General features: G+C 49.9%; 23 protein-coding genes and 1 pseudogene. 5 read left to right on the forward strand and 19 right to left on the reverse strand.

All coding sequences use genetic code 11. The features are described 5' to 3' along the window. Positions 1 to 57: 57 nt before the first annotated feature. The 5 genes from HV243_RS21520 to uxuA all read right to left on the reverse strand — a co-directional run bounded on the left by HV243_RS21520 (position 58) and on the right by uxuA (position 5,832). Positions 58 to 1,065: a porin gene (locus HV243_RS21520; protein ID WP_053389299.1), complete on the reverse strand. Its 1,008-nt coding sequence runs from the start codon at positions 1,063 to 1,065 to the stop codon at positions 58 to 60. A gap of 176 nt (positions 1,066 to 1,241) precedes the next feature. Continuing rightward, entirely contained in the window at positions 1,242 to 1,451 is a 210-nt protein-coding gene (locus HV243_RS21525) for a hypothetical protein (RefSeq protein ID WP_016151558.1), read from the reverse strand. A gap of 647 nt (positions 1,452 to 2,098) precedes the next feature. Beyond that, positions 2,099 to 2,872: a Uxu operon transcriptional regulator gene (uxuR, locus tag HV243_RS21530; protein ID WP_029139754.1), complete on the reverse strand. Its 774-nt coding sequence runs from the start codon at positions 2,870 to 2,872 to the stop codon at positions 2,099 to 2,101. Between the two features lie 221 nt (positions 2,873 to 3,093). Beyond that, entirely contained in the window at positions 3,094 to 4,569 is a 1,476-nt protein-coding gene (locus HV243_RS21535; protein WP_046275098.1) for a fructuronate reductase, read from the reverse strand. 78 nt (positions 4,570 to 4,647) lie between these two features. Further along, positions 4,648 to 5,832, reverse strand: a complete 1,185-nt coding sequence (gene uxuA, locus HV243_RS21540; RefSeq protein ID WP_016151555.1) for a mannonate dehydratase — start codon at positions 5,830 to 5,832, stop codon at positions 4,648 to 4,650. A gap of 260 nt (positions 5,833 to 6,092) precedes the next feature. On the opposite strand from uxuA, the pseudogene gntP reads away from it, so the two are divergent. Beyond that, a pseudogene (gene gntP / locus HV243_RS21545) lies at positions 6,093 to 7,435 on the forward strand (gluconate permease GntP). Positions 7,436 to 7,483: 48 nt separating this feature from the next. Here gntP and HV243_RS21550 read toward each other — a convergent pair. From HV243_RS21550 to HV243_RS21560, 3 genes are read right to left on the reverse strand one after another with little or no spacing between them, the layout of a single operon-like run. After that, positions 7,484 to 8,176, reverse strand: a complete 693-nt coding sequence (locus tag HV243_RS21550) for a lactate utilization protein C (RefSeq protein WP_016151553.1) — start codon at positions 8,174 to 8,176, stop codon at positions 7,484 to 7,486. Continuing rightward, positions 8,169 to 9,596: a LutB/LldF family L-lactate oxidation iron-sulfur protein gene (locus HV243_RS21555; RefSeq protein WP_053389298.1), complete on the reverse strand. Its 1,428-nt coding sequence runs from the start codon at positions 9,594 to 9,596 to the stop codon at positions 8,169 to 8,171. The genes HV243_RS21550 and HV243_RS21555 overlap by 8 nt, the downstream gene beginning before the upstream one ends. Positions 9,597 to 9,606: 10 nt before the next feature. Continuing rightward, positions 9,607 to 10,326 (reverse strand): (Fe-S)-binding protein, encoded by a 720-nt coding sequence (locus HV243_RS21560; RefSeq protein ID WP_016155592.1) that lies wholly within the window; start codon positions 10,324 to 10,326, stop codon positions 9,607 to 9,609. 579 nt (positions 10,327 to 10,905) lie between these two features. On the opposite strand from HV243_RS21560, the gene HV243_RS21565 reads away from it, so the two are divergent. Then, entirely contained in the window at positions 10,906 to 12,459 is a 1,554-nt protein-coding gene (locus tag HV243_RS21565) for an L-lactate permease (protein WP_053389297.1), read from the forward strand. A gap of 470 nt (positions 12,460 to 12,929) precedes the next feature. Here HV243_RS21565 and pdxY read toward each other — a convergent pair whose 3' ends face one another. The 3 genes from pdxY to HV243_RS21580 form a co-directional block, all read right to left on the reverse strand. Further along, positions 12,930 to 13,787, reverse strand: a complete 858-nt coding sequence (pdxY, locus tag HV243_RS21570; RefSeq protein ID WP_053389296.1) for a pyridoxal kinase PdxY — start codon at positions 13,785 to 13,787, stop codon at positions 12,930 to 12,932. A gap of 11 nt (positions 13,788 to 13,798) precedes the next feature. Beyond that, a complete protein-coding gene (locus HV243_RS21575) occupies positions 13,799 to 15,064 on the reverse strand; it encodes an aromatic amino acid transporter (protein ID WP_016151548.1) in 1,266 nt (421 codons plus the stop codon). A 188-nt stretch (positions 15,065 to 15,252) separates the two neighbouring features. Further along, positions 15,253 to 16,623, reverse strand: a complete 1,371-nt coding sequence (locus HV243_RS21580) for a tyrosine phenol-lyase (RefSeq protein ID WP_016155590.1) — start codon at positions 16,621 to 16,623, stop codon at positions 15,253 to 15,255. Positions 16,624 to 17,401: 778 nt separating this feature from the next. On the opposite strand from HV243_RS21580, the gene symE reads away from it, so the two are divergent. Then, positions 17,402 to 17,764: an endoribonuclease SymE gene (gene symE / locus HV243_RS21585; protein WP_019078284.1), complete on the forward strand. Its 363-nt coding sequence runs from the start codon at positions 17,402 to 17,404 to the stop codon at positions 17,762 to 17,764. A gap of 62 nt (positions 17,765 to 17,826) precedes the next feature. Here symE and tssD read toward each other — a convergent pair whose 3' ends face one another. The 3 genes from tssD to HV243_RS21600 are packed head-to-tail and all read right to left on the reverse strand — an operon-like array spanning position 17,827 to position 19,100. After that, positions 17,827 to 18,312: a type VI secretion system tube protein TssD gene (gene tssD, locus HV243_RS21590; protein ID WP_016151545.1), complete on the reverse strand. Its 486-nt coding sequence runs from the start codon at positions 18,310 to 18,312 to the stop codon at positions 17,827 to 17,829. 18 nt (positions 18,313 to 18,330) lie between these two features. Beyond that, positions 18,331 to 18,657, reverse strand: a complete 327-nt coding sequence (locus HV243_RS21595) for a DUF1493 family protein (protein ID WP_016155588.1) — start codon at positions 18,655 to 18,657, stop codon at positions 18,331 to 18,333. After that, the gene (locus HV243_RS21600) at positions 18,651 to 19,100 is read right to left on the reverse strand and encodes an STM2901 family protein (protein ID WP_003830103.1); all 450 of its coding nucleotides are present in this window, start codon (positions 19,098 to 19,100) and stop codon (positions 18,651 to 18,653) included. The genes HV243_RS21595 and HV243_RS21600 overlap by 7 nt, the downstream gene beginning before the upstream one ends. A gap of 258 nt (positions 19,101 to 19,358) precedes the next feature. On the opposite strand from HV243_RS21600, the gene HV243_RS21605 reads away from it, so the two are divergent. Both HV243_RS21605 and HV243_RS21610 read left to right on the forward strand, forming a co-directional pair. Further along, on the forward strand, positions 19,359 to 20,231 hold the full coding sequence (locus HV243_RS21605) for a phosphorothioated DNA-binding restriction endonuclease (protein WP_081000487.1): 873 nt from the start codon (positions 19,359 to 19,361) through the stop codon (positions 20,229 to 20,231). Positions 20,232 to 20,713: 482 nt separating this feature from the next. After that, the gene (locus tag HV243_RS21610; protein WP_181603874.1) at positions 20,714 to 21,406 is read left to right on the forward strand and encodes a hypothetical protein; all 693 of its coding nucleotides are present in this window, start codon (positions 20,714 to 20,716) and stop codon (positions 21,404 to 21,406) included. Between the two features lie 349 nt (positions 21,407 to 21,755). Here the strand turns inward: HV243_RS21610 and HV243_RS21615 are convergent, their stop codons facing one another. The 5 genes from HV243_RS21615 to HV243_RS21635 all read right to left on the reverse strand — a co-directional run bounded on the left by HV243_RS21615 (position 21,756) and on the right by HV243_RS21635 (position 24,915). Continuing rightward, a complete protein-coding gene (locus HV243_RS21615; protein WP_181603875.1) occupies positions 21,756 to 22,076 on the reverse strand; it encodes a TA system toxin CbtA family protein in 321 nt (106 codons plus the stop codon). A 36-nt stretch (positions 22,077 to 22,112) separates the two neighbouring features. Continuing rightward, on the reverse strand, positions 22,113 to 22,436 hold the full coding sequence (locus HV243_RS21620; RefSeq protein ID WP_181603876.1) for a type IV toxin-antitoxin system YeeU family antitoxin: 324 nt from the start codon (positions 22,434 to 22,436) through the stop codon (positions 22,113 to 22,115). Positions 22,437 to 22,448: 12 nt separating this feature from the next. Beyond that, positions 22,449 to 22,919: a DNA repair protein RadC gene (gene radC / locus HV243_RS21625; protein ID WP_181603877.1), complete on the reverse strand. Its 471-nt coding sequence runs from the start codon at positions 22,917 to 22,919 to the stop codon at positions 22,449 to 22,451. A gap of 68 nt (positions 22,920 to 22,987) precedes the next feature. After that, positions 22,988 to 23,809: a DUF932 domain-containing protein gene (locus tag HV243_RS21630; protein WP_181603878.1), complete on the reverse strand. Its 822-nt coding sequence runs from the start codon at positions 23,807 to 23,809 to the stop codon at positions 22,988 to 22,990. Between the two features lie 149 nt (positions 23,810 to 23,958). Beyond that, positions 23,959 to 24,915 (reverse strand): hypothetical protein, encoded by a 957-nt coding sequence (locus HV243_RS21635; protein ID WP_181603879.1) that lies wholly within the window; start codon positions 24,913 to 24,915, stop codon positions 23,959 to 23,961. Positions 24,916 to 25,226: the final 311 nt, after the last annotated feature.

Below are 25,226 nucleotides of genomic sequence, written 5' to 3' on the forward strand. Positions count from 1 at the left end.
ACGGCAGAGGTAAAAAAGGCGTCTTAACTAAGACGCCTTTTATGCTAGTACAACAAATTAGAACTGATAGGTCAGACCCGCAACAACCTGGTTGTCGTCGTCTTTGCCGTCGAGCAGGTTAATTTTGTAACCCACATCAGCCACGATGTTTTTGTTGAAGTAGTAATCCGTGCCCAACGCTACGTATTCAGTCAGGTCATTATTGTTGTTGTCACGCGCGTGAACGTAACCCACGTTCGGACGCAGACCAAAATCAAACACATACGCAGCCATTGCTTCAAAGTGCTCAGCTTTATCCGCATCCTGAATCAGGTTGTGGGACTCGCCGTACATGGTCGCGACGTAGATGGCATTAGCATCATATTTCAGACCCGCGCCCCAGAACTCTGCGTTTTCGCCATCCCAGCCGCTTCGTTTCTGCAGAGCAGTCACCGCACTGGTGGTGTAGGCCGCAATCGCAGATACGCCGGAATCCGCAATATTGTCATAACCCAGGGAGAAGCCATAGCCATTGCCATGCTGTTTTGCCGGGCTAGTGTTAGTGTCATCCTGGCCCTGGTATTGCGCGCCAATGTTCAGACCATCAACGGCTCCAAACAGATTTTTGGTGCGGAGTGTTGCAACGCCAGCAGTACGTGTAGTAAGGAAGCGGTCAGTATCTTCAAAGGAGTCGCCGCCGAACTCTGAAAGAGTGTCAGTGTAAGCTCCCACGTCATAAGCAATACCGTAGTTACGACCGTAGTCAAAGCTAACGTCATGGCCATAATCCAGGCCAGCAAACGCCAGACGTGTATTGACGCCATTCTGAGAACCTTCTGCTTTAGAGGCATCAAACTGACTTTCAAATTGGCCATAACCGGTCAGTTGATCGTTGATTTGTGTCTCACCGCGAAAACCCAGACGCGCGTATGTACCGTCGGCATCGGTGCCGCCAGTCCAGGAATGGACCGCTTTTACTTTGCCGTACAGATCCAGTTTGTTGCCATCTTTATTATAAATTTCCGCTGCATGAACGGAGGTTACCCCTAATACCATTACAGCTAATGCCACTGCTGACTTTTTCATGTTATTACTCACTTTTAATTGTGAATTTTGCTATCAACTTTGTTATGAAGGCAGAATACCCGCATAAAAAAGCCCCCTATGGAAAAGGGGAAAACCTCTAACACACCAATGAAGGTAATAATAAAGTGGCAAGACACATATCATTTTGGGTTAAATAAAACCCGAACAGAGAGTAATTACTTGGATTCTTCGTTTACGCTCTCATTAACAGAGCGATATAACATTATTGCTTCGGCAATAATATCTTGTTTACTTTTACGGGTTTCAAATGCCAGCGTACGAACATATTCCCACAGAGAGGTATCGACACGGGCACTTAAAAGAACCATATCTTTTGAACGGGTACCCCTGGCCTTTCTAATATCGGGGTAATCTCGAGAGGGCATTATCATCTCCTGAACGCAAACACGCTTATGGCGATGAAATATGCAGTCAGTGTAAAAACATGTCAACGGCAAAATACAGTGACAATAGTAATGAAACTGTTAATAACGGACAAAAAACTGGAACAGCATTTCAAATGAAAGATAACTTGATTATAGAATAATGTGTAATTTTAACTTTACATATATTCACTTTTATTCATTTGATTAAAAAAGCCAGAACTATTGACAATAAACATGACATCAAATCAAAACATCATTACAGCCAATAAGTTACGTGCCGTTATTAATGTCTACATTTCCGTGAAGCGCCTGTTTTTATGCACTGTTATTCCGGGCTGCCTCGCTCTGACCACCGCGTAAATCAGTTTGATTCTCACTTAACACAGGCCCGTTTTGTCTAAAAATAAGCACGGAAAGGTAAAAATAAGGTAAACAATGCATTTTTTCGCATGCAAAAATAAGTTGTTTTTAATTGATATAAATCAATTTTCACCGCGTAACGACGGAGGAAAAATCATCATCTGAGGTGATGGAAACCTTTTTTTACGTGACGTTCATGACGAGAAAAAAGCGTTGTTATGCAATAAACTTTTGTGCTGAAAAGTGTCGCGCGGGCTGCAACAGCCCGCATGGGAGAGGAAGGAAAATCAGGCGTTAACTTTATCCAGCGGCCAGGAATCAAACAGATAGCCATCAAAGTCGATGTCATCAACATTTGAAAACTCCAGCAGGCGCTGTTTGACGTTTTCCAGATGCTGCCACATTGCCAGCTTGGCTGCGCGGGCATCCTTTTTGATTAATGCCGCCAGGATCTGTTTGTGGTCACCCATCCACTCTTTACGGTAATGGGTATCGTCAAGGTGGCTATGGAGCTGGATCCACATCGGGTTGTTTTCACGCCACTGCCATGACTGGCGAAACAGCTCCACCAGCATGCTGTTATGCGTGGCTTCGGCTATGGCGAGATGGAACTGCATGTCGCCGCTTTCAGAACCGTTCGCTTCGCTGGAGGCCAGCTCTCGCTCTTCCAGCTGTAACGCCTGGCGCATTTTAACGATATCTTCACGCGTTGCCTGCAGCGCGGCGAATTCGGCGATATTGCTTTCCAACAGCTGTCGCGCCTGCAGCAGCTCAAACGGACCCGCGTCATTGCAATGATTGACATCCGTACTGTCGATGGTCTGCGCATCTGCATTGTCGAGTACGTAGATCCCGGCGCCGCGACGCACGTCCACCAGACCTTTAATTTCCAGCATAATTAACGCTTCGCGAACCACCGTGCGAGTGACGTTGAGCATCTCAGCAATTTCACGTTCCGGCGGCAAACGCTCCCCGGGTTGGTACGGCGTCTGGACAATCAGATCGCGGATCATTGCACCCACTTCCTGGTAGGGTCTTTGTTGAGAAGTGTTCGATTTCATCGTGTTATGTCCGTCAGATGCGTCAATTCAGATCCGTAGGCCGGATAAGGCACATGCGCTGCCAACCGGCACCTGTGCCGTTGGCTGATGGCGACGCTGACGCATCTTATCAAGCCTACAAAAAACATTTTTTCGCCTGAACTATAGCATTTGCGGGAAGCCAAAAACAGAAAACGGGTCAACCAAATCAGCATTTTGATTGACCCGTCATACTTCGGGGATTATGCGTCAGCGCCTAACGCCGCAACGCACTCGCGTGCACCGTGTTCACACAGCTGTTGATACGTCGCGATAATTGACTCAACAAAATCAGCGTTTTCCGCCAGATCATGGCCAAAAATGCCGCTCAGCCCCAGCAGCGCCGTCACGCGTTCGGCCCCCTGGAACTGTTGGTTAATGCGCTGGAACTCAGCCAGCAAGGGGTCGACAACATCAATGGCCTGCCCCTGTTCATCCACGCCACGGGTGTAGCGCATCCAGCCCGCCACGCCCAGCGCCAGGTGACGCCAGTCGCTGGCGTTTTGCAGATGCAGACGCACCGGATCCAGCAGGCGCTGCGGCAATTTCTGGCTGCCGTCCATCGCAATCTGCCAGGTGCGGTGACGCAGTGATGGGTTGCTGAAACGCTCGATGAGCAGCGTCGCATAGGCGTTAAGATCGGTGCCTTCCGGCATCGACAGCGTCGGCGCTTGCTCCTGCATCATCAGCGCGAACGCCGCTTTGCGGTACGCCGGATTTGTCATGGTATCAGCGATAGTTTCATAGCCGCCGAGATAGCCCAAATACGCGAGGAAAGAGTGGCTGCCGTTGAGCATACGCAGTTTCATCATTTCAAACGGCACCACATCGGCAACGAACTGCGCACCAACATTATCCCAGTCAGGGCGACCGTTAACAAAGTTATCTTCGATAACCCACTGACGGAATGGCTCACAGGCGATAGCACACGGATCGTACACGCCCAACTGGTCGGCAATCTCTTGCAACGTTTCTGGCGTCGCCGCCGGAACAATGCGGTCTACCATGGTGCACGGGAAAGTGGCATTAGCCTCAATCCACTGCGCCAGCTGCGGGTCGCGCGCCTGCGCCAGACCCAGCACCGCGACTTTCGCCACATGACCATTTTCACGCACGTTATCGCAGGACATCACGGTAAAGGCCGCAAGCCCTTGCTCACGACGCAGATGCAGCGCCTGTACGATGTAACCAATCGCCGATTTCGGCGCGCCTGGATTCGCCAAATCGTGTTTAATCAGCGGGTTATTGAGATCTAACTGACCGCTGGCAGCATCAGTGCAGTAGCCTTTTTCCGTGACCGTCAGCGAGACAATTGCCGTCTGCGGGCGCGCCATAGCCTGTAAAATACCATCACAACCGTCAAGCTCCGGGTGCAACGCTTCTTTCATCGAGCCAATCACTTTCAGCACGGTGTTGTCCGCGCCTTTTTCCGCCACGGTATACAGCAGTTGCTGTTTGCGCAGGTTTTCAATCAGGACGCGATCGTTACCCGGCATCAGGTTAACTTCACAGATCCCCCAGTCGCTGTCGGTGGTTTCCAGCAGATGATGGGTGTACAGCGCCTGGTGCGCGCGGTGAAATGCGCCGCATCCCAGGTGAACAATGCGGGATTGCAGGCGCGAGCAGTCCCATGCAGGGCGAGCAACCGGCAGGTTGCTATTGGCAATTGTCGTTGTCATCGTGAACTCCAGAACCCGTTGAATGACCAACGGAAGAGAAAAGAAAAAGCCGGCCAGACAGGTGGCCGGCAACTCGCTTTAGCGGCTAAAGAAAGCGCGCTGGATAGCCATCTCAACGCCACGCACTTCCGCCAGCCCTTTCAGGCGACCAATCGCGGAGTAGCCTGGGTTGGTTTTCTTTTTCAGATCGTCAAGCATCTGATGGCCGTGGTCCGGACGCATTGGGATCAGGTCCTCTTTACCCTCGGCTTTACGGCGCTGCTCTTCCTCAACGATCGCTTTCACGACTTCGTACATATCGACGTCGCCGTTAAGATGCGCCGCTTCATGGAAGGTTTTCGGGTTATCTTCACGCAGCGTGGAGCGCAGGTGGGTGAAGTAAATACGTGGGCCAAACTGTTTGATCATGTCGACCAGATCGTTGTCCGCCCGGACGCCGTAGGAGCCGGTGCACATGGTAAAACCGTTCGCCATGCTGTTGACCGTATCGACCATCCATTGCATATCTTCCACAGTGGAAACAATGCGCGGCAGGCCGAGGATTGGGCGCGGCGGATCGTCCGGGTGTACCGCCATCCGCACGCCTGCTTCTTCCGCCACAGGAATAATTGCTTTCAGGAAGACGGCAAAGTTCTCGCGCAGTGCGGCTTTATCGATATCTTTATAACGCGCAAGATGCTGGCGGAACTGGTCAAGCGTATAGCCCTCTTCCGCGCCCGGCAGACCGGCGATGATATTGCGGGTCAGACGCGCTTTGTCTTCATCGCTCATGGTGGCGAAGCGTTCATTCGCCTGAGCAATCTCTTCGGCGGTGTAATCCGCTTCCGCGCCCGAACGTTTGAGGATGTGCAGCTCAAAGGCGGCGAATTCAATCTGGTCAAAACGCAGCGCTTTGGAGCCGTCCGGCAGGACGTATTCCAGGTCGGTACGGGTCCAGTCGAGAACCGGCATGAAGTTGTAGCACACGGTACGAATGCCGCACTGGGCCAGGTTACGCAGGCTTTGCTGGTAGTTGGCGATCCACTGCTGATAGTTACCAGAACGGGTTTTAATGTCTTCGTGGATCGGTACGCTTTCGACGACCGACCAGACCAGGCCCGCCTGCTCAATAATGGCTTTGCGTTTTAGGATCTCATCAACCGTCCACACTTCCCCGTTCGGGATATGGTGCAAGGCGGTGACCACGCCCGTGGCACCCGCCTGACGTACATCCGCTAAGGTGACCGGATCGTTAGGACCATACCAGCGCCATGTCTGTTCCATCTTTTATTCCTCATTTACGTTATGGACTCGACGATATGGCACATAAATTCCTCCTTTTGGTATGACATGTCAACCTGAAGGAATGAATTGGTTAACCAAATCACGATTTTTGCTGATTAGATCGCCATTTTGCGGCCAGGAAGCGCAGTAAAGATGTAAACATGTAACGCAATGTGACATTCATCGCATCAATGGTTAACCAATACGGATAACATCTCAACCAAAATCATAATAGTTCAACCAATAAAGGTAGACGTTATATGCATGTTCTCAATATTCTGTGGGTCGTATTCGGCATCGGTCTGATGCTGGTGCTCAATCTAAGATTCAAAATAAACTCGATGGTCGCCCTGCTGCTGGCGGCGCTCTCGGTCGGCATGCTGGCGGGTATGGACTTAATGGCGCTGCTGCACACCATGAAATCCGGCTTTGGCAGCACGCTGGGTGAGTTGGCGATTATCGTGGTATTCGGGGCAGTCATCGGTAAGCTGATGGTCGATTCCGGAGCGGCGCATCAGATTGCTCATACGCTGCTGGCGCGACTCGGGCTGCGCTATGTGCAACTGTCGGTGATCATTATTGGTCTGATTTTCGGCCTGGCGATGTTCTATGAAGTGGCGTTTATTATGCTGGCGCCGCTGGTGATCGTCATTGCCGCAGAAGCGAAGATCCCGTTCCTCAAGCTGGCGATTCCTGCCGTTGCCGCCGCCACCACCGCCCACTCTCTGTTCCCGCCGCAGCCTGGTCCGGTCGCGCTGGTTAACGCCTACGGCGCTGACATGGGTATGGTCTACATCTACGGTATTCTGGTGACTATTCCGAGCGTGATCTGCGCCGGGCTTATCCTGCCGAAGTTCCTCGGCAACCTCGATCGCCCGACGCCGTCATTCATGAAGGCCGACGTACCGGTTGACCAGAACAATCTACCGTCTTTCGGCGTCTCTATTCTGGTTCCGCTGATCCCGGCGATCATCATGATCTCCACCACCATCGCCAACATCTGGCTGGTGAAAGGAACGCAGGCGTGGGAAGTGGTCAACTTCTTAGGCTCCTCGCCAATTGCGATGTTTATCGCCATGATTGTCGCCTTCGTGCTGTTTGGTACCGCGCGTGGTCACGACATGCAGTGGGTGATGAACGCCTTTGAAAACGCGGTGAAAAGCATCGCCATGGTAATCCTGATCATCGGCGCGGGCGGCGTACTGAAGCAGACCATTATCGATACCGGCATCGGCGATACCATCGGCATGCTGATGTCGCACGGCAATATTTCTCCATACATCATGCGTGGTTGATAACCGTGCTTATTCGTCTGGCAACCGGTCAGGGCGTGGTCTCAGCCATGACGGCGGCGGGGATTATCAGCGCAGCCATTCTCGACCCGGCAACCGGTCAACTGGTGGGCGTCGATCCGGCGTTGCTGGTACTGGCGACGGCGGCAGGCTCCAACACCCTGACCCATATCAACGATGCCTCGTTCTGGCTGTTCAAAGGCTACTTTGATCTGTCGGTGAAGGATACGCTGAAAACCTGGGGTCTGCTGGAGCTGGTGAACTCCGTGGTTGGTCTGATTATCGTGTTGATCATCAGCATGATTGCATAACGTCGATACCGCTCTGGCCCACAGCCCAGAGCGGTTCTTTCTCCTGCCTTAACAATCCTCAATAATCAGATACACCGCCTTCACCGGGCCATGCACCCCAACCACCTTGATAAGCTCAATATCCGCCGTCGAGCTGGGTCCACTGATAATATTAATGCACGACGGCATACGCTCACCGGCCTGCGCTTTCTGATGCAGTTTTTCTGCCAGTTGTGCCACGCGCGGCAGGATGGTGCTTTTACGCAGCACGAAAATCGAGGATTCCGGCAACAGGCTCAAAGAACGCCCGCGCTCCGGCGCGGAAAACAGCACCACGCCGCCGGACTCAGTCAGGCCATACTCGGCATACACCACGCCGACTTTCGCCTGCTCGGCCTCGGTAATATTTTCGCTGCCTCGCGCCGGATCCCAGACCACGGCGTTGCATTCCTGCTGCAAGCGTTCGGTGATGCCCAGCGCCACCAGTCGGCTGTCGCCGCTCAGCACTACCGGCTGACCCAATTCTTCACACAGGCGTAGCGCTGCTTCTGCGGCCTGGTCCTCGCGAGTCAGTTCACAGCGAGCCAGCATCACTTCGCTGGCGAACTGGATAAACGCATCGCAGCGCTGCTGCGGGCTAAGTTCGGTCAGGCGCTCGTTGGCATAATTGTTAACCGGCGCGGCATCCGCTTGCGGTTCGAAACGCGGCGGGCGACCCAGCGCCTGGGCGATGGTGTTTAAAAACGCGGTACGGTTATCCATTCTTTTTCTCCTGCGCCTGATGTTTCTTAAACCAGCTGCGGAAGCTCTCGCCGTCAGCATCAGGCAGATCGCGCGCCTCCATCCAGTCACCAATCGCGCCAACCTTGAGCGGGGTTTTCCCGCCATTGATAAACCAGCTTGCCGCATGCGCGCCCGCCATCATCCCCACTTTCCACAGCCCCGGATGGCTATTGGCATAAGCGAACATTTTGATCGCCCGTCGCTCAGCTTTCGGGGTAATGCCCTCCTCGGCCATCACCCGACGATGACGCAGGATCAGTTTTGACAGCGGAATACGCACCGGGCAGACGCTGTCGCAGGCCGTGCATAAGGAACAGGCGTACGGCAGGTCTTTAAAATCTTTATAGCCGCCGAGCAGTGGAGAAATCACCGCGCCAATAGGGCCGGGATAGATAGAGCCATAGCCGTGTCCGCCAATGTGGCGATACGCCGGGCAGGTGTTCATACAGGCCCCGCAGCGGATGCAGCGCAGCACATCGCGAAACTCAGAGCCCAGCACCTGCGAGCGACCGTTATCGACAATCACCAGATGGAACTCTTCCGGTCCGTCCACGTTATCCGCCTCACGCGGGCCAGTCAGCCAGGTGTTATAGCCCGTCAGACGAGCGCCCACGGCGCTGCGCGCCAGCATGGTGATCAGCACATCCACATCGGAAAAGGTCGGCGCGATACGCTCCATGCCCATCACCGCAATGTGCGTTTTCGGCAGCGTGGTGCACATGCGCGCGTTGCCTTCGTTGGTCACCAGGCATACTGAACCGGTTTCCGCCACGGCAAAGTTACAGCCGGTAATACCGATTTCGGCACTCAGGAAATCCTCGCGGATCTTCTGGCGAATGAACAAGGTCATGGCTTCCGGGGTTTCCGGGCCGTCATACCCCAGACGCTCGTTCAGCACGCGGCGGATCTGATAGCGATCTTTATGAATAGCCGGCACCACGACGTGCGAAGGCGGATCCTGATCCAATTGCAGGATGTATTCCCCGAGATCGGTTTCGATCACCTGGATTCCCGCATCCTGCAGGACATGGTTGACGCCGATCTCCTCGGTCACCATCGACTTGGACTTCACCACCTTCTTCGCGTTTTTGCTGAGCGCGACCTGCAGAATGTAGGCGGTGGCCTCTTCTTTGGTTTTGGCGAAATAGACGTGGCCGCCGTTTTGCGTCACTTTCTCGGAGAGTTGATACAGATAAGCGTCGAGGTTGCTCAGCACGTGATCGCGGATCTGGCTGGCACGATCGCGCCAGTCTTCCCAGTGGCCTAACTCATCGACCATTTTTTGTCGATTTGCGCCAATACGCTCCTGCGCATTGGCCACGGCTTTGCGCATGATCGGATCTTCTATCTGCTGACGAATGCGCAGTTTAAATTCTACATCGCTGGTTTTTATCGACATCTCTTTCCCCTCAGCGGCTCATCAGCACTTCAGCAATATGCATCACTTTGACCGGCTGGCCTTCCCGTTGCAGTCGACCGCCAATGTTCAGCAGGCAACTGACGTCTGCGCCAATCAAATATTCCGGCTGTGCATCCATCAAATGTAAGACTTTCTCTTTCACCATCTCGCCGGATATCTCGGCCATTTTGACCGAGAACGTCCCGCCAAAGCCGCAGCAGGTATCCTGATCGGCAAACGTCAGCAGCTCCAGCCCGCGCACGTTTTTCAGCAGCGTAAGCGGCTCTTCCTTCACCCCCAGCTTCCGAGTCAGGCTACAAGAGGGATGATAGACAGCGCGGCCCTGCAGGCTGGCACCGACATCCACCACGCCCAGCTTGTTGACGATAAAGGAGGTGAGATCCTGCATACGCGCGGCGACCTTTTCGGCACGCAGCGCCCATTCCGGTTCATCGGCCAGATACGTCGGATAGCTTTTTACCGCGTAGGTACAGGAGCCTGCTGGCGAGATAATCGGATCGTCGTTGTCTTCCAGGGCGGCGATCAGGTTTTTCATCCCAGGGATCGCCTCTTTGATGTAACCGCTGTTAATGGCTGGCTGACCGCAACACCCTTGCTTCTCGGGGAAATTAACGCGGCAACCGAGTTTTTCCAGCAGCAATACGGAGTCTCGTGCCATCCGTGATTTCAGTGCGTCACCAATGCAGGTAACAAAGAAATTTACATTCACAATAACTACTCCATTGCTTCATTTCTGTTTATTGCGCTTGATATCGCGATATCAAGCAAAGGTTCAGCCGTATTTCACGCCCAGTTTTTCTGTTTGCTGTTTTTACTAATACCTGGGTTCATGGTGATGCTCGGGTCGTTTTCCTTTGATGCCGACTCTCCGCTTCTTAAGTCAGGACAGTCGCATATGTCTGTATTATCATTTGTATGACAAAACCAAATAATCCCCTAATCAACCCCCATATGCAACAACCAGGTTTATTTCTTTCGGTCTCGCTCACATTTTTATATTTAAAACCACAGCATTATGAACACCTTAAAAACAGTTTCAGGTGCTTACTATTCTCATCACCAGCATTATTAAAAAGGTTATCATATAACTATTTATAGGTATTAAGCTTACTCTTAAGTATATTTACCTGGCATTGGATTTTAATTAAAAGATTACAATAGTTACAAAACTACAAATCATAATTACTTTATTCACTGAAGCGATTCAGTTTACATACTTTATTAACCCAGCAATGTAGCCTCCCCACCATAAATATAAATCAGGTTTAATGAACAATCAGGAATAGCAATGAAAGAATATTTTATGTTTGCCCTGGCACTCTCTCCTTTACTACTGATGGTATTTTTAATATTGAAATTGAAAATGCCCATCCATTATTCCGTGTTGATCTCTTTGGTATTCACTGCCGCGCTGTCGGCCATATTCTGGGAAATGCCCGTACAGAATCTGAAAGCCGCGATAGGCTATGGCGCCCTGAAGGGGTTATGGCCGATTGTGATTGTGATCCTCGGCGCCATCTTCAGTTATAACGTCATGCAGGCGACCAAGGCGCTGGATATTCTGCGCGATATTCTCGCCAGCATTAGCGAAGATAAGCGTATTCAGGTGCTACTGATTTCATGGTGCTTCGGCGGATTCCTTGAAGCCGCGGCAGGTTATGGCACTGCGGTCGCCATTCCGATCGGCATTCTTATTGCGCTGGGATTCAACCCGCTGAAGGCGGCGATCGCTTCTCTCGTGGCGAATACCGTTCCCACCGCGTTCGGCGCGGTCGGGATCCCGGTTTCTATTCTGGCGGAACAGGTTAACCTGCCGGTGTATACCTTAGGCGGAACCATTATTCTGCAGCTCGCACTGTTTAATATCCTGCTGCCGTTTGTCATTGTCTGCATTATTGGCGGCGGCCTGAAAGCCATTCGTGGCGTATTTCTGATCACGCTGATTTGCGGCATCACCACGCTGGTTCCGCAATATTTTGTCGCCATCCATCTTGGCGCGGAATTGCCCGCCTTTGCCGGTAGCCTGGTCAGCTTGTTTGCTGTGGCGATGGTCAGTCGCCTGCGCAAAGGGAAAACCGATCCCGAGTGGCGCATTGAGGTCAGCCATACCCGCGAAACCACGCCGCGCTCGGCAAAAGTGTTGTTCCGCGTAGGCTCTATCTATCTGTTTATTTTTGTTTTTATCCTGCTGTGCTCACCGCTGTTCCCGACGATCAAAGGCGCGGCGTCCCAACTGGCCTCGGTGCTGCATTTCACGCTCGCCGACGGCAACACGCTGGCGCTGAAAGTTGAATGGGTGACCACGCCGGGGATGCTGATCATCTTTGCGACCCTTATCGGCGGTTTTATTCAGGGAGCGTCCGCACGCGGGATGCTGGAAGTGTTTATCAAAACCATTTTCCAGCTTAAAAATTCCATTGTGGCGATTATGGCGATTGTCGCGCTGGCCACGGTGATGGATCTCAGCGGGATTATCTCCACGCTGGCCCAGTCGATTGTCGATCTGACCGGCAGTTCCTACGTCTTCCTCGCCCCGGTGATTGGCGCGCTGGGCACGTTTGTTACCGGCAGCGATACCAACTCAAATATTTTGTTCGGCAAACTGCAAACCATTGCCGCCAGTAAACTGCATATCGATCCCAACTGGCTCGCGGCGGCGAATACTTCTGGCGCAACGGGGGGGAAAATGATTTCGCCGCAGAGTATCGCCATTGCGGTTTCAGCCACCAAAATGGACGGACAGGCCAACCAGATAATGTCTGGCACCATGAAATACTGCTGCGCCTATATTGTGATCCTCGGCCTGAAAGTCGGTCTCTTTTATTACTGGTTTATGGCGTAATCCATTGTCAACCCCGTCAAATTCACGGCAACCGTATTTGACGACCTGGTGACCAAAAAGGTTTACACCGCTTCAGGATCGAAACGAAGCGACTGGCTTTACGATTTGTCGGCGCTGACTAAAATAGCGCCGATGTTTCAAATCGAGGATTGTTGTTATGTTGTTCTGGAAAAAGATGGTGAAGAAGTTCGACGCCTTTTCCGCGTTGATCCCACCACGCTACTTCCGCGTGTAATGCCTGGCGCTAATGCCTGATGGCGCTTCGCTTATCGGGTCTACGTTTCACGCTCATTTGTAGGCCGGATAAGGCGCAAGCGCCGCATCCGGCAGCAGAGAAAATGTTCTCCCCTTTCACTTACGCAGCCCGCACGCTCTTAACACCCTGACCCACAGACGAAGCCATGCAAAACGGTAGATCAGCGGATGCTGAAATCGTAGCAGTGTCAGAAACATAGAGCCTCCTTGCGGCGCTACAGCACCGTTGCCTGATAGCGAATTTGCGGCTCCATTATCTGGTGACGCGCGTCTATCAGCCGCAGTTCATACGAGTCGTGCTCTTTCGTCAGCCGCATTACTGCGTCGACGACACTGGTGGTCCGCTCCAGCGCCTGCTTGTCCTCATAACCGTTGAGCAGTGAGGCCAGCATCACGCTGCAAATCAGATCCCCAACGCCCACCGGCATTTTGGCAAAGGTATACAGCGGCCGGGCGATGTGTAACGTCTGTTCCGCCGTCACCAGCAGCATTTCAAACGCCTTTTTGTCGCGCGAGCAGTCGCCGAGATGTTTCACCAGCACCTTCTTCACGCCCCACGCCACCAGCTGCTGCGCCGCTTCCACCACCTCGTCAAAACTACGTAGTTGTCTGCCCGTCAGCACGCCCAGCTCATAGAGATTCGGCCCCATCACATCAGCCAGTTGAATGGCGTCATCGACAAAAAAAGACTCCACGCCCTGCGCGACGATGCAGCCTTTTTGCGGGTCGCCCATCACCGGATCACAAAAATAGAGCGCCTGGGGATTACGCTGGCGAATGGTGGTGACCGCGAGCTTCACCTCTTCGCAATGGCGTTTGTCCCCGAGATACCCGGACAGTACGGCATCGCATTGCGCCAGTTTTTGCAGGTCATCCAGCCCGCTGATGATGGCGCTCAGCTCGCCGTGCGGCATTGCCATGCCCTGCCACATCCCGTACTGGGTGTGGTTGGAAAACTGTACGGTGTAAAACGGCCAGACATCGATCCCCGAGAGCTGCATCGGCAACACGGCGGCTTTATTTCCGGCATAGCCATAAACGACTGACGACTGAACAGACAACACGTTTTTCATTTTGACTCCGTCTAGCGAAACGTTGGCAGCAGACCAAATACGTCCAGAACAACCGTCAGATAGACAACCGCCCCACAGACAATGACCAGATTGAGTACGGTGTTATTACACGGCGCGGTATAGCTGGCGGTCGGAAAACGTTTCCGCGCCGCTTTCACCAGGAACGGCGGCAGGATCACGCTCCAGATGGTAAAGGCCAGACCGGCGTAACCAATGGCGTGGACAAACCCGTTCGGGAAGAAGAAGCACACAGCGGCTGGCGGGAAGTAGGTCACCAGCGCGGTTTTCAGGCGACCCATGCCGTCATCCGGGAAGTGAAACAGGTCGGCGATGTAATCGAACAGGCCAAGCGTCGCCGCCAGCAGGGAACTGGCTACCGCAAAGTTGCCGAAGAAGGTCAGGATCAGATCCATATAACGGCTGGTGAACAGCCCGCTGATAGCCTCGACAAACACGTCGATATTGCCGCCTTTAGCGATAATTGGCGGGAATGAGGAACGGCTGATGTTGCCCATCGTGACGCCCAGCCAGAAGATATACAGCAGCAGGGCAAACAGCGTGCCGATGATAATCGAACGCGTAATATTTGAGATCCCGCTCGTGCCATACAGCTTAACCAGGCTCGGCACGTTACCGTGAAAACCAAACGAGATAATGCAGAACGGCAACGTCATCAGGATATACGGCAGGTACTGCGAATTGGGCAGCGCCACCGCCACGCTGTCGACGAGTTTCGCCACTTCGATATGACCCACCAGGCCAGAGAAGGTGGCAAAGAACGCGATAAACTTACCGATGATCAACACGGTAGTAATACGTCCAACCAACAAGGAGCTGTACCAGGCAATCGCCCCGACCAGCATACTGACGATCACCACCGAGATATTCGCCGGAAAGCGCACGCCGCTGTATTTGAACACGGTTTGCGCCATCACCGCCGACGAACCAGAGATATAGGCATAGGTCAGAATATACAGCACAAAACCGAAAGCGATACCGACCACAATATTCCACTTTCGACCTAATAAATCCTGAGTAAAAGTATTAAAACTGGCACCAGCGCCATAATGCAGGTTAACTTCGACCAGCATCAGACCGGTTAATAACATCATGATGGCGATAAACAGAAGAATAACTGACGCACCGGGGAACCATACGCCAGCCATCGCAATCGGCAGGGAAAACATCCCTCCACCCACTACGGTCGCGATAACCAACATGGTTCCGCTAATCAGTCCGGGGGTACTACTCTGTCGCTCAATGGCATTAATATCCATGATAAATGTTCCTGTAGACTATTCGTTATAATTACAGCTGTCATTTGTACATCATGCGGATAATAAAAATGTCGGAGTCAGGGTTTACTTTTGTAGTTATGTCACGGTAACGGGCACCGCAAAGGCTTCCTGTTCATGGAAAAGAAATACAAAAAAGCCCCATCCTGAGATGGGGCCATAATTATTATTTAGATATAGTCAAAGCGTGCAGTAAAGAAACGGAGTTGCTTCGGCTCGTAAATAAACTTCAGCCCGCGAATATCTTCTTTGTGCTGGTAAAGTTTAATAATACCGTCAGCCACCACATCCATATGCGCGTAAGTATAAACGCGGCGTGGAATAGTCAGACGCACGGTTTCCAGTTTCGGCCTGTGGTGTTCACCAGTCACGTTATTACGGCCCGCAGAGATAATTCCGCGCTCCATACTACGTACGCCGGTTTCCACATAGATACTGGCAGCCAGGCTTTGCGCCGGGAACTCGTCCTGCGTCAGATGCTCACAGAAGCGACGCGCATCGAGGAATACCGCATGACCGCCCACCGGTTCAACAATCGGTACACCAGCGGCTTTCAGCTTGTCGCCCAGATAGCGAACCTGCTTCACGCGGTGCTCGATGTACTCATACTGCATGGCTTCGCGCAGACCAATCGCCATGGCTTCCATGTCGCGTCCGGCCAGGCCGCCGTAAGATGGCATGCCTTCGTAGACAACGACTAACTCTTTGGCAGAAGAGAACATTTCGTCATCGTTCATGCACAGGAAGCCGCCGATATTCACCAGACAATCTTTTTTACCACTCATAGTACAACCGTCGGCGTAGCTGAACATCTCATGCACGATCTCTGCGATGCTCTTGTTCTCAAAGCCCTGCTCTTGCTCTTTGATGAAGTAGGCGTTTTCTACGCAGCGGGTAGCGTCGTAGAACACTTTAATGCCGTGTGCTGCAGTCAGTTCACGCACCGCGCGCATGTTAGCCATGGAGACCGGCTGCCCGCCTGCGAGGTTAACCGTGACTGCCAGGCAAATATAGGCAATATTCTCGGCGCCTTTTTCATCAATCAGTTTTTGTAATTTTTTAAGATCGATATCACCTTTAAAAGCAATATTCAGACCGGCATCGTGCGCTTCGTCACGAACGATATCGACAAACACCGCACCATTTTTTTCCTGGTGATAACGGGTGGTAGTGAAATACATATTCCCGGCAACATATTGCCCCGGTTTAATTGCCAGCTGCGATAACAGGTTTTCTGCGCCGCGCCCCTGGTGAGTAGGAACAATATGTTTAAAGCCGAACAGTTCCTGCACGGTTCTTTCCAGATGATAGAAGTTTTCGCTGCCCGCGTAGGCTTCATCACCCATCATCATGCCGGCCCACTGCTTGTCGCTCATTGCGTTAGTGCCACTGTCTGTCAGCAGGTCAATATAAATATCTTTCGAATTTAACAGGAAAGTATTGTATCCCGCTTCCTGCATTTTCTTAAGGCGTTCATCACGCGGGATCATAGATACAGTTTCAACGCTTTTAATACGGAAGGGTTCTGCCGGATAATTCATTTTGTTTCTCCAGTAACAGTGGTCATGTACGTATTAATGTGAAGTAAAGCATACCTGGTTCATCAATAAAGTCTGATGAAATATAACTATTCGCCTCCTGAGTCAGGGGGAGAAATAATGTGGAGGCACTATGCAAGATTTAATTGATTATGGAAATAGCCTGGTCAACATTAATCACTGGCAATAATTTAAAAAGCTGTAAATGTAGGTGATGCAAATCACACGTCGTTTTTTTACCCGTTCATATTCAACAAGTTTTTTTTTGCGTGTTGATTTGCCATTTGCGATGGTGCCCCCGTGGAGAGGGGAAATACTGAAAACTTAACTTTCCAGTCTGTGCTCATACTGTATTGCTGAATGAGTACACCCCATTTTGTGAGAGTCGGATCACTTCACGGATTTATATTTGTGATTCACATCACTAAAAGTGTAAAGCAAAGTGTACAAAACGGCGTTGTTTCAGAGTTTGCTATTTGCTTCAGTGAGTTAGATCGCATTTTTGGCCTGATACAGATGGGCGTTATTTTCTGGAAATGGCAGGTATCAGGAGGATGGGACAGGAATGAATTTATACGGTGAATAATACTATGTTTATTGGGATAGAGAGGATTTCTATTTATTCCGAAAGCGTGCTAATCGCGCTTATTTCATCTTATTTACATCTGGACTTCCCGCCAATTACTGGGGTAATTTACAGGGGTTTTATTAGCGCGATGCGAAGGTGCGCCAACACCTCCGCATCGCTAATCGCAGTAACTATTATCGGAGAATAGTCACCATGACTGATACGCATTGTATTGCAGTTTCATTTGATCCAGAAGTGTACGTCGCAGATAACCGTTGCCTGAAGGTGGGTTATGCGAGCGGTTATCCTGATTACAGCCGTTTGCCGGTGAAGTATGTCCAGTTTCCGTCCATCGTGATGAAGGGCCAGTGGCTTAAAGCCGCCGGATTCGACACCGGCACCCGCGTCGATGTGCGCGTCATGCAAGGCTGCATTGTGTTAACCGCCCGCGCGCCCGAACCCGAAGAGTCAGAACTGATGAAATCCCTGCGCGCCGTGGAAAAGCTCTCCGCGCGTAAGCAAAAGCAGGTGCTGGAGTTTATCGGGGTGATTGCGGGGAAAGGGTCGAAGGGGTGAGAATGTGATGGTAATTGAGGCGCCGAAGGGCGCCTTTTTTGGGGTATTACGCCACTTTTGCTTTATGCCGTAGTGCGTTCGTTCCAGGCGTCGGTATATTGAATATTGCCATCTACGATACACCAGGTGATTTTTTCATAGCGCAGTTGTACGCTTTCCAAATGTCCGGTTCCCGTTACCGTACGTGTGTCATGCACGATTGGTGTCACTGATACAACTTTTACACCTTCAAGCAGGGTATTAAAGTATTCCACTTCCTGGCCTGCGTCGTTTATGTGATAGAACTTAAGTTCCGCACTTTGAAGTGTCTGACCTGTCGCAACTGCTTTGTAAAGGTATGGGCTGGAGGAATCGATCTCTTTGTCAAAAAGAAATGGGCCATGTTGGCGTGTGCCGGTTAGCTTTCCAGTGGCACCATCGGTTGGAATGCTAAGGTTATGTGTTAAACCACGTAACTCAATACTGCCTTCACGTCCCTGGACATCCGAGCCTCCACGAATCATCGCGCCACCATCGTCTTTTAAAAATAAATGAACGGGTACAGCCATTTTCAACACTCCTTGTAATCAATCATATAACCAGCGGCCTGCTCTGGCTGATTCTGCGAACATACGCACAGTAAGCGGTTTTGACACTTGCTTGATGGGTTCTTTGGTAAACCATTTTCTATAGACCGATTCTCTTTCCCACGGGTAATAGGCCTCGAAATCAATCACAGAAACATCAACGTTATATTTCTCTCCAAAATCATCAATGGCATACGGTAATTCATCCCATTCAGCGTAACCTTGCAGCGGCGTATCAAGTTCAATCGGGATAGGCTTGAAAGTAAACGTTACCGCGAGAGATAACTCTCCCCGAAAAAATTCTAATACCTCGTTATCCGTCACCATACGCGATCTTCCTCTCTGGCAATGGTGTTGTAGGTATTCACCGTTTTATAGACAATTTGGGCGACATCACTTGCGAGTAATGCCCAACCAATCACAGGAATTGTTCGTCCAACGAATGCCCCCAGATTGTTAGTCATCATTGGTTTTAAATATTTGATACTGGCATTGGTGATGGTAGGAAGCCTGACGGACAATGTTACGTTAAGAAACTCACGAGAATATTTGGAGGCAATTGATGTGCCTTGTGTTGCCCCATATGGTTTACCCCGTGTTTTCAGCAATGGTAACCCAAGAATGATACATGACATTGTTACCACATCTTTAATTCCCCCAAATTGTTCATCAATTTTGTCGAGAAAAATCCAGAAAAATAGCTCACCTGCAGAAATGTTACAGACCCCTTTATAAAAGTATGTTCCGTTGAGTTCCTCTACTGTGTCCATCAGAGATCCTTCGATATGCAATAATTTGCATGCTTATCGTACTCCTGCGTACCCTGGTGGGGGAACGGTAACTGCCGTGGCGTATGTGTTTTTCAGAAAACATAAAAGTGATGTCGTTGATGTCAGACAACATGCCACGCATAGTGCTTTATCAAATTGATACCAATAAGTGACGTCGATAGCGCATCAACCCGTCTTTGCTTGATCAGGTGATATTTTGCGAGCATCATCGCAATTATTTACCTGATAATGAAATCAATGACTTCCAGTAAAACCCTGCAGCAGGCAATTGCCGACATCACCATCTGGCGTAAAGGCGAGCAGCGTGCGCCGCACAAACCTTTGCTGCTGCTACATGTGCTGGCGGGTTATCTGCAGGGTCACGGTCGCCTGTTTGACTACGGTTCGGAGGTTCGCGACCCGTTGCATAGCCTGCTGGAGCGATTTGGACCACAGCGCACGCAGTACCGCCCGGATATGCCCTTCTGGCGCTTACAGAGCGATGGGTTCTGGGAGCTACAAAACGCCGAGCAGTGCTCAACATCCGGCAGCAGTAAACAGCCCCCTGCCGGAGAACTGGTGACGCATAACGTTGCCGGAGGCTTTGATGAACAACATTTTGCCCTGCTGAAAAAGAACAAGAACCTCATCAACGCCCTGGCCCAGCAAATCCTCGAAGCGCACTTCACCGAAAGCATTCAGGAAGAAATCGCGGATGAACTGGGGTTTGATATCCTGCAAATCCGCAAACAGCGGGACCCGTTGTTCCGCCAGCAGGTTCTGCGTGCTTATAACTATGAATGCGCCATTTGTGGCTTCAATATGCGCCACGACAGCACTTCAGTTGCGCTTGAAGCGGCCCATATCAAATGGAAACAGCATGGTGGCCCGTGCGAGATTTCAAACGGACTGGCGCTGTGTGCAATCCACCATAAAGCCTTTGATAAAGGTTCGATTGGGCTGGATGAGAGTATGCGGGTTCAGGTATCACCCGCAGTGAATGGCAGCGGCATGGTGGGCAGACTGTTCTGGGATTTCGACGGTAAATCGATAGCGCTGCCGATGATGCGCGAGAATTATCCAAAAGAAGGGTTTGTAGAGTGGCACAGGAAGGAGGTGTTTAGGGGATGAGTGCGAAGGCCGGACTCGAATTTTACACTCAATAGACTGATATCAATGAAGTTTATAAAAAGGCATAAATAGTTATACCCTCACTTGTACCCACAAGTTAAAATTCGTACAAAAAATAGACATTGCGAGTGGGTATAAAGCCATACCAGTAGAACACCGATATGGCTATCAAAGCAAGATTCTGACTGGCCGAAAAACTTTCTTCGTAGGCTTTAAATGCAAACAAGAGTAGTCAAAGCCAACCATGAGCAGACGATGGTTTGGCCTGCTCCTCGTTGATTAATGCACTGTGGGATTTATAACTTTCGCTTTTGACTAGAGTTTAAAAGCTCGTTAAAACCCTATCCTTAAACGAGCTAGGGGCACGTTGTCCTTGAAACTGCCAGTTGAAAGCACGCACAATGAAGTTGTTACCGACTCAAGACAGTCGAAAGTTTCGATTACTGAATTTCAAGTAAAAACAGTCCAAAAGGTCTTCACGGATGAAAAAATTGCTGAATGTATCACTTTTTCTTGCTGTGCTGATTCTAGGCGTCGCCCTACTGGTTTCCAGATTGATCGATGGTACTGCTTTTGTGGCATTTATCATTTCAGGATGTCTGGGCGTTGCTGTATACACGCTGTTACCCTCGATCACCGAGTTTTCGATAGGAGGTAACTCCGTAAAATTTCAGGAGAGGCTCAATGAAGCCGAAAGGATCACCGATGAGCTTAAAAAGCTGAAATCGATAGCCATCAAGACAACGCTAAAATCACTAAAGATACAACAAAAAGCTAACCTCCTCGTTTACCAAAATCTTTTAGAATTTAGGGATATTTATCAGCTACTCTCGGATACGAAAGAATTTGAGACTGATTACCAGATACTGGTGATAGAAACCGCACTTTCACTTAGGGAAAATGTCTTTGATTTTGTGGATCTTGAGATCGAGAGCTCTAAGCCACAGTGGTCTCATTGTCGCGATAAATATATCAGAGAATACTTAGGAGCGAACATAAATCAGGATTCACTATCGTCACGAGCGAGAATGAGCATTCGTTTTGCAAATCAGTATGTTTACCTATCTGATTTTATTGATGGCTTGTGTGCGGGTGGAACACCTATGTTAAAGATTATCAGCGGAGGGGATGGCTGGCATATGATTATGAAAGCTACAACATGGAAAGATAGTTGAAGATTGCAATTTCCTTATGCTCTTGATTCAGCATTACCAATTAAAAGGTGCCCCGAATTTGAGGACTCATTCTTGTTCCCTAACCAATTTCTGAGGTTGGTTGGAATACAACATTAAGCTGCTGAAGGAGCTTTTCATTCTGAGGTTGGGTAGAGTCACGGCCAGTGACAACACGCCCGATACTGGTCGTAAGGATGAGTTTATTTTACTCCGTCAATACATCGAATTCTGTTTGCATCGTTAATCGTCTATTAAAGTAAACACGCCTGCCGGGAATGGCAGGCGCATTATGAGATGAATAAAAGTTGGAAAGTTCAGAGGTAACAATCAGGAATGAGGTTCGAAGGATTCAAGTATTTATTAATCCAGTAGCTCGTTTGGCTTTGAGAATATCAATTGCAGTCAGGAATGGTGTCTGCTCCTGCCATGTAAATCCTTTGCGGTCGATGCGTACCAGTTCGTAGCGCTCCACTAGGAAATTAACCCCATCAGCCAATGTTATTCCCGCTTCAATATGTTCCTGAATGGCCGCATCGTCGTGAAATGGCGTGTCGTTCAACGTCAGTCCGTAATGGTGTTCCAGCAGATACGTTAACAGTTGCCGCCAGACCAGTACGGGCGACAGACGTGACGAAACCGGCACCGTGGTCGGTACAGATGAAATGTGCATGAGTTGGGTCCTGAGAAAAGGGGAAGAGAGAAGGTGTTACGGGGTTGGATAAATAGAAATGTAAACGTAGCCGCAGCTACCACGGGTATCAGCTATACAGGTTAAACTCGCAAGTTGAATGGTCACCTGATGTTGCTGCTGTGGATTTAGCTCACCGGAACGCAGCATTGCTTCCAATTGACTGATAAACAGCGGGAAAGCTTGATCCAGTTTCTGCAGTTGCTTCGGGGTAAATTCCCCCGTCAGTTCAGCCCTGTCAGCCAGGTAATGCAGACAGTTTCTTTCCTGGACTAATCTAGCGCCAAATCGTGGGGTGATATCGCTTTGTAGCCCCCATTCATAGGGTGGTATGAATGGCATGAAAACCTCCGTTTAAAGCAAACCCTGCTCAGCAAAAGAAACCACTTCATTCCCAACAACCAAATGATCCAGCACTCGCACTTCAACCAGTGCTAACGCTTTCACTATCCGCTGAGTGATGTGTTTGTCCTGCTGACTGATTTCTGTCGTACCTGACGGGTGGTTATGCGCCATAATTACCGCAGCGGCATTATGTTTCAGAGCCAATTTAACTACTTCGCGGGGATGCACTTCGGTATGGCTGAGTGTGCCGGTAAACAGTGTTTCGCATCCCAGCAGGCAGTGCTGATTATCGAGATACACCACGATAAAAACTTCACGTTCCTGATGAGCCATCTGTAATTGCAGCCAGGTTTTAGTGAAGCTGGTGGAGGTAAATGGCTCACTCGGTTGACGCTGATATTTCTCCAGCAGGCGTAATGCCCGACGAATGACGCGTTGCTCGTTTGCAGGAAATACCGGGGATAAATTAAATACAGACATATTTGTTCCTTAAAAAAAAGCCTCGCCGGTTTAATGGCAAGGCCTGAGGGAAGGGAGAATAAAAAGGTTCATGAGGCAAGCTGCAGCATATTCTCAGCCATCACCCATAGAGCACGGTTAAGCTTCACATCACCATCGATACCTTTTACAGCACGCGTATGGGTGCGTTTGCCTTTGGTGGTTCGTCCAGACAGACCGCCTTTAATCAGGTTTTCCTGAATTCGCTGATAAGTGGTCCACAGATCGTTACTTTCATCCTGCCAGCGGCGCGGGGAAAGGATCTGCGATTCCGTCACCGGCTGATGCTCTTCACCAAAACGATAGGTTAATGCCGCTTTAGCCATCGCCTGCTGAGCAGGTGGCGGTAACATCAGCGACTGCATGGCATCGCGTTTCTCTTCTACGCGATCAAAAATCCCCAGCACTTCGTAAGCTCCTTCAATGACTTTCTCCACCACGTTGCCTTTATGTGGCACACGTACCTCTCCAAAACTCTCACCGCAAATTAGTCCATTCTGGCAAACCGATCTGAATAACCCCGGCAGCATCTGGTATGAGCTGGAGCCGTCGTGGCTATTAAGCAGTATAATTTCAGGCACCTGCTTGCCAGTAATCTGTCCTTCACGACGCAGACGTAGCATGTGCTTAGTATGTTCGCGTTTGCTCTGGTCTCGGACTCTAGTCTGGCACGCAAAGAATGGGTGAAAGCCTTCACGTTGCAGGTTATCAAGCAGGGTAATGGTCGGAATGTATGTGTACCTATCGCTGCGGGATTCATGCTTTTCTTCGCTGAATACACTGGGCACATGATGCGCCAGTTCATCGCGGGTTAGCGGGCGGTCGCGTCGAACGAGATTGACCACACCGAAGCGGCTGGCTAAACGTGTCATTATTAGTTCCTTATTGAGATATGAAAAAAAGACCATGCCTAAGAGTGAGGCATGGTCTTTTCTGAAAGTGAACGATGAAAAAAGATTGTGTAAAATTCGGGTAAGATCACACGGATAGTACAGAGATAAAAACGACTGTAATTTAAATATTACCAGCCAGCATTCTGCTTCCTGAAAGCCCGGTTGAGCGTGTCCAAATCTTGTATAGTTTTTTCTTTTACTGTGTAGGTGGTTCCATTCGGGTCAATAGTGACTGATTTCGGAAAATGATTCTTTATGATTTTAACAGCTGATGGGTGCCTAAAAAATCGATATCTGAGACCTGTACTGCTAATAAAGTCTCCCTCTGATGGGGTTACCAATTCATCTGGTGATTGCGGCTCATACAAAACCCCGACAAAAAAACCGCCCCCACGCATGCCTTCCAGACCATTAATATACAACTGGTGTGAATGTTTTTTTCTGTTCCATCCTTTTTTGGCTATGTCATGAAAGGGTCTGTACTTAATATTATTCAGATCGAACAAAAGCGCTTCATCGCCGTTTGATCTGTTCGTGTGCACAGGAATAACTTTACATGAAAAATCAATTTTCACTTCGAGGCCATCAGCGGTGTGCTGTCTATATTTTACTGTTACTTTCCCGATAAAAAACAAAAACAACGCTGGTTTGAATTCACTATTATCAGGGACATAAAGTTTTGTCTGCAGGTATGCAATTACTCTTCTAAGTATATCATTCTTGTTTATTGCTTCCGCAGGCTTTGGCACGTCACTAAACATGATGTAAGGAAGCGTTTCGATAAAACTATCTCTTTGAAATAAACGATGAAACGTATCGGTTGTTCCCCTGACCATTCCATCAATAGTCAGGTTATTGATTTCAAAACCCGCATTAAAAACCCTTTCCGGCACCAGATTTTTATTCGCCACCAGTTTACCTGAAGGTAAAAGTGCATCGTTTTCCATCCTGTACTTCAAGGCATCCAAAATCATGTCCTGAATAACAGCTGAACTACTACTACCCGTCCTTTTCGCCAGACTCACTATCATTTGATGAAGTTCAGGATAGGAAAGATTAACCGTTATCCTTTTTTTACTTACCATAACACATTCCTTATAAGGTGCAGCACTTTTTAGATTTTAACAGTGCTGCACCTTTTTAAAAACTGATTTAAATCAATTGAATATTCCATGCAAAAACAACCGTTTTCGGCAATACCCGGCATGGTGACATGAGTGGCAGTAAAATGTTCATCCGCAAACCTGGGCAAGAAATAGCCCGTAGTCAGCGTGCCGGGATAACTTAAGAGTGGTTTTAGACCGAATGAAGGGGAGTAATAACAGCCAGAAACCCGATACCGCAGGGGTATACGGGGTGACAGGTGGCGATATCAGTGATTCTTTACTGCCGGTAC

The organism is Citrobacter sp. RHBSTW-00599, from assembly GCF_013784065.1.
Lineage (GTDB): Bacteria > Pseudomonadota > Gammaproteobacteria > Enterobacterales > Enterobacteriaceae > Citrobacter > Citrobacter braakii.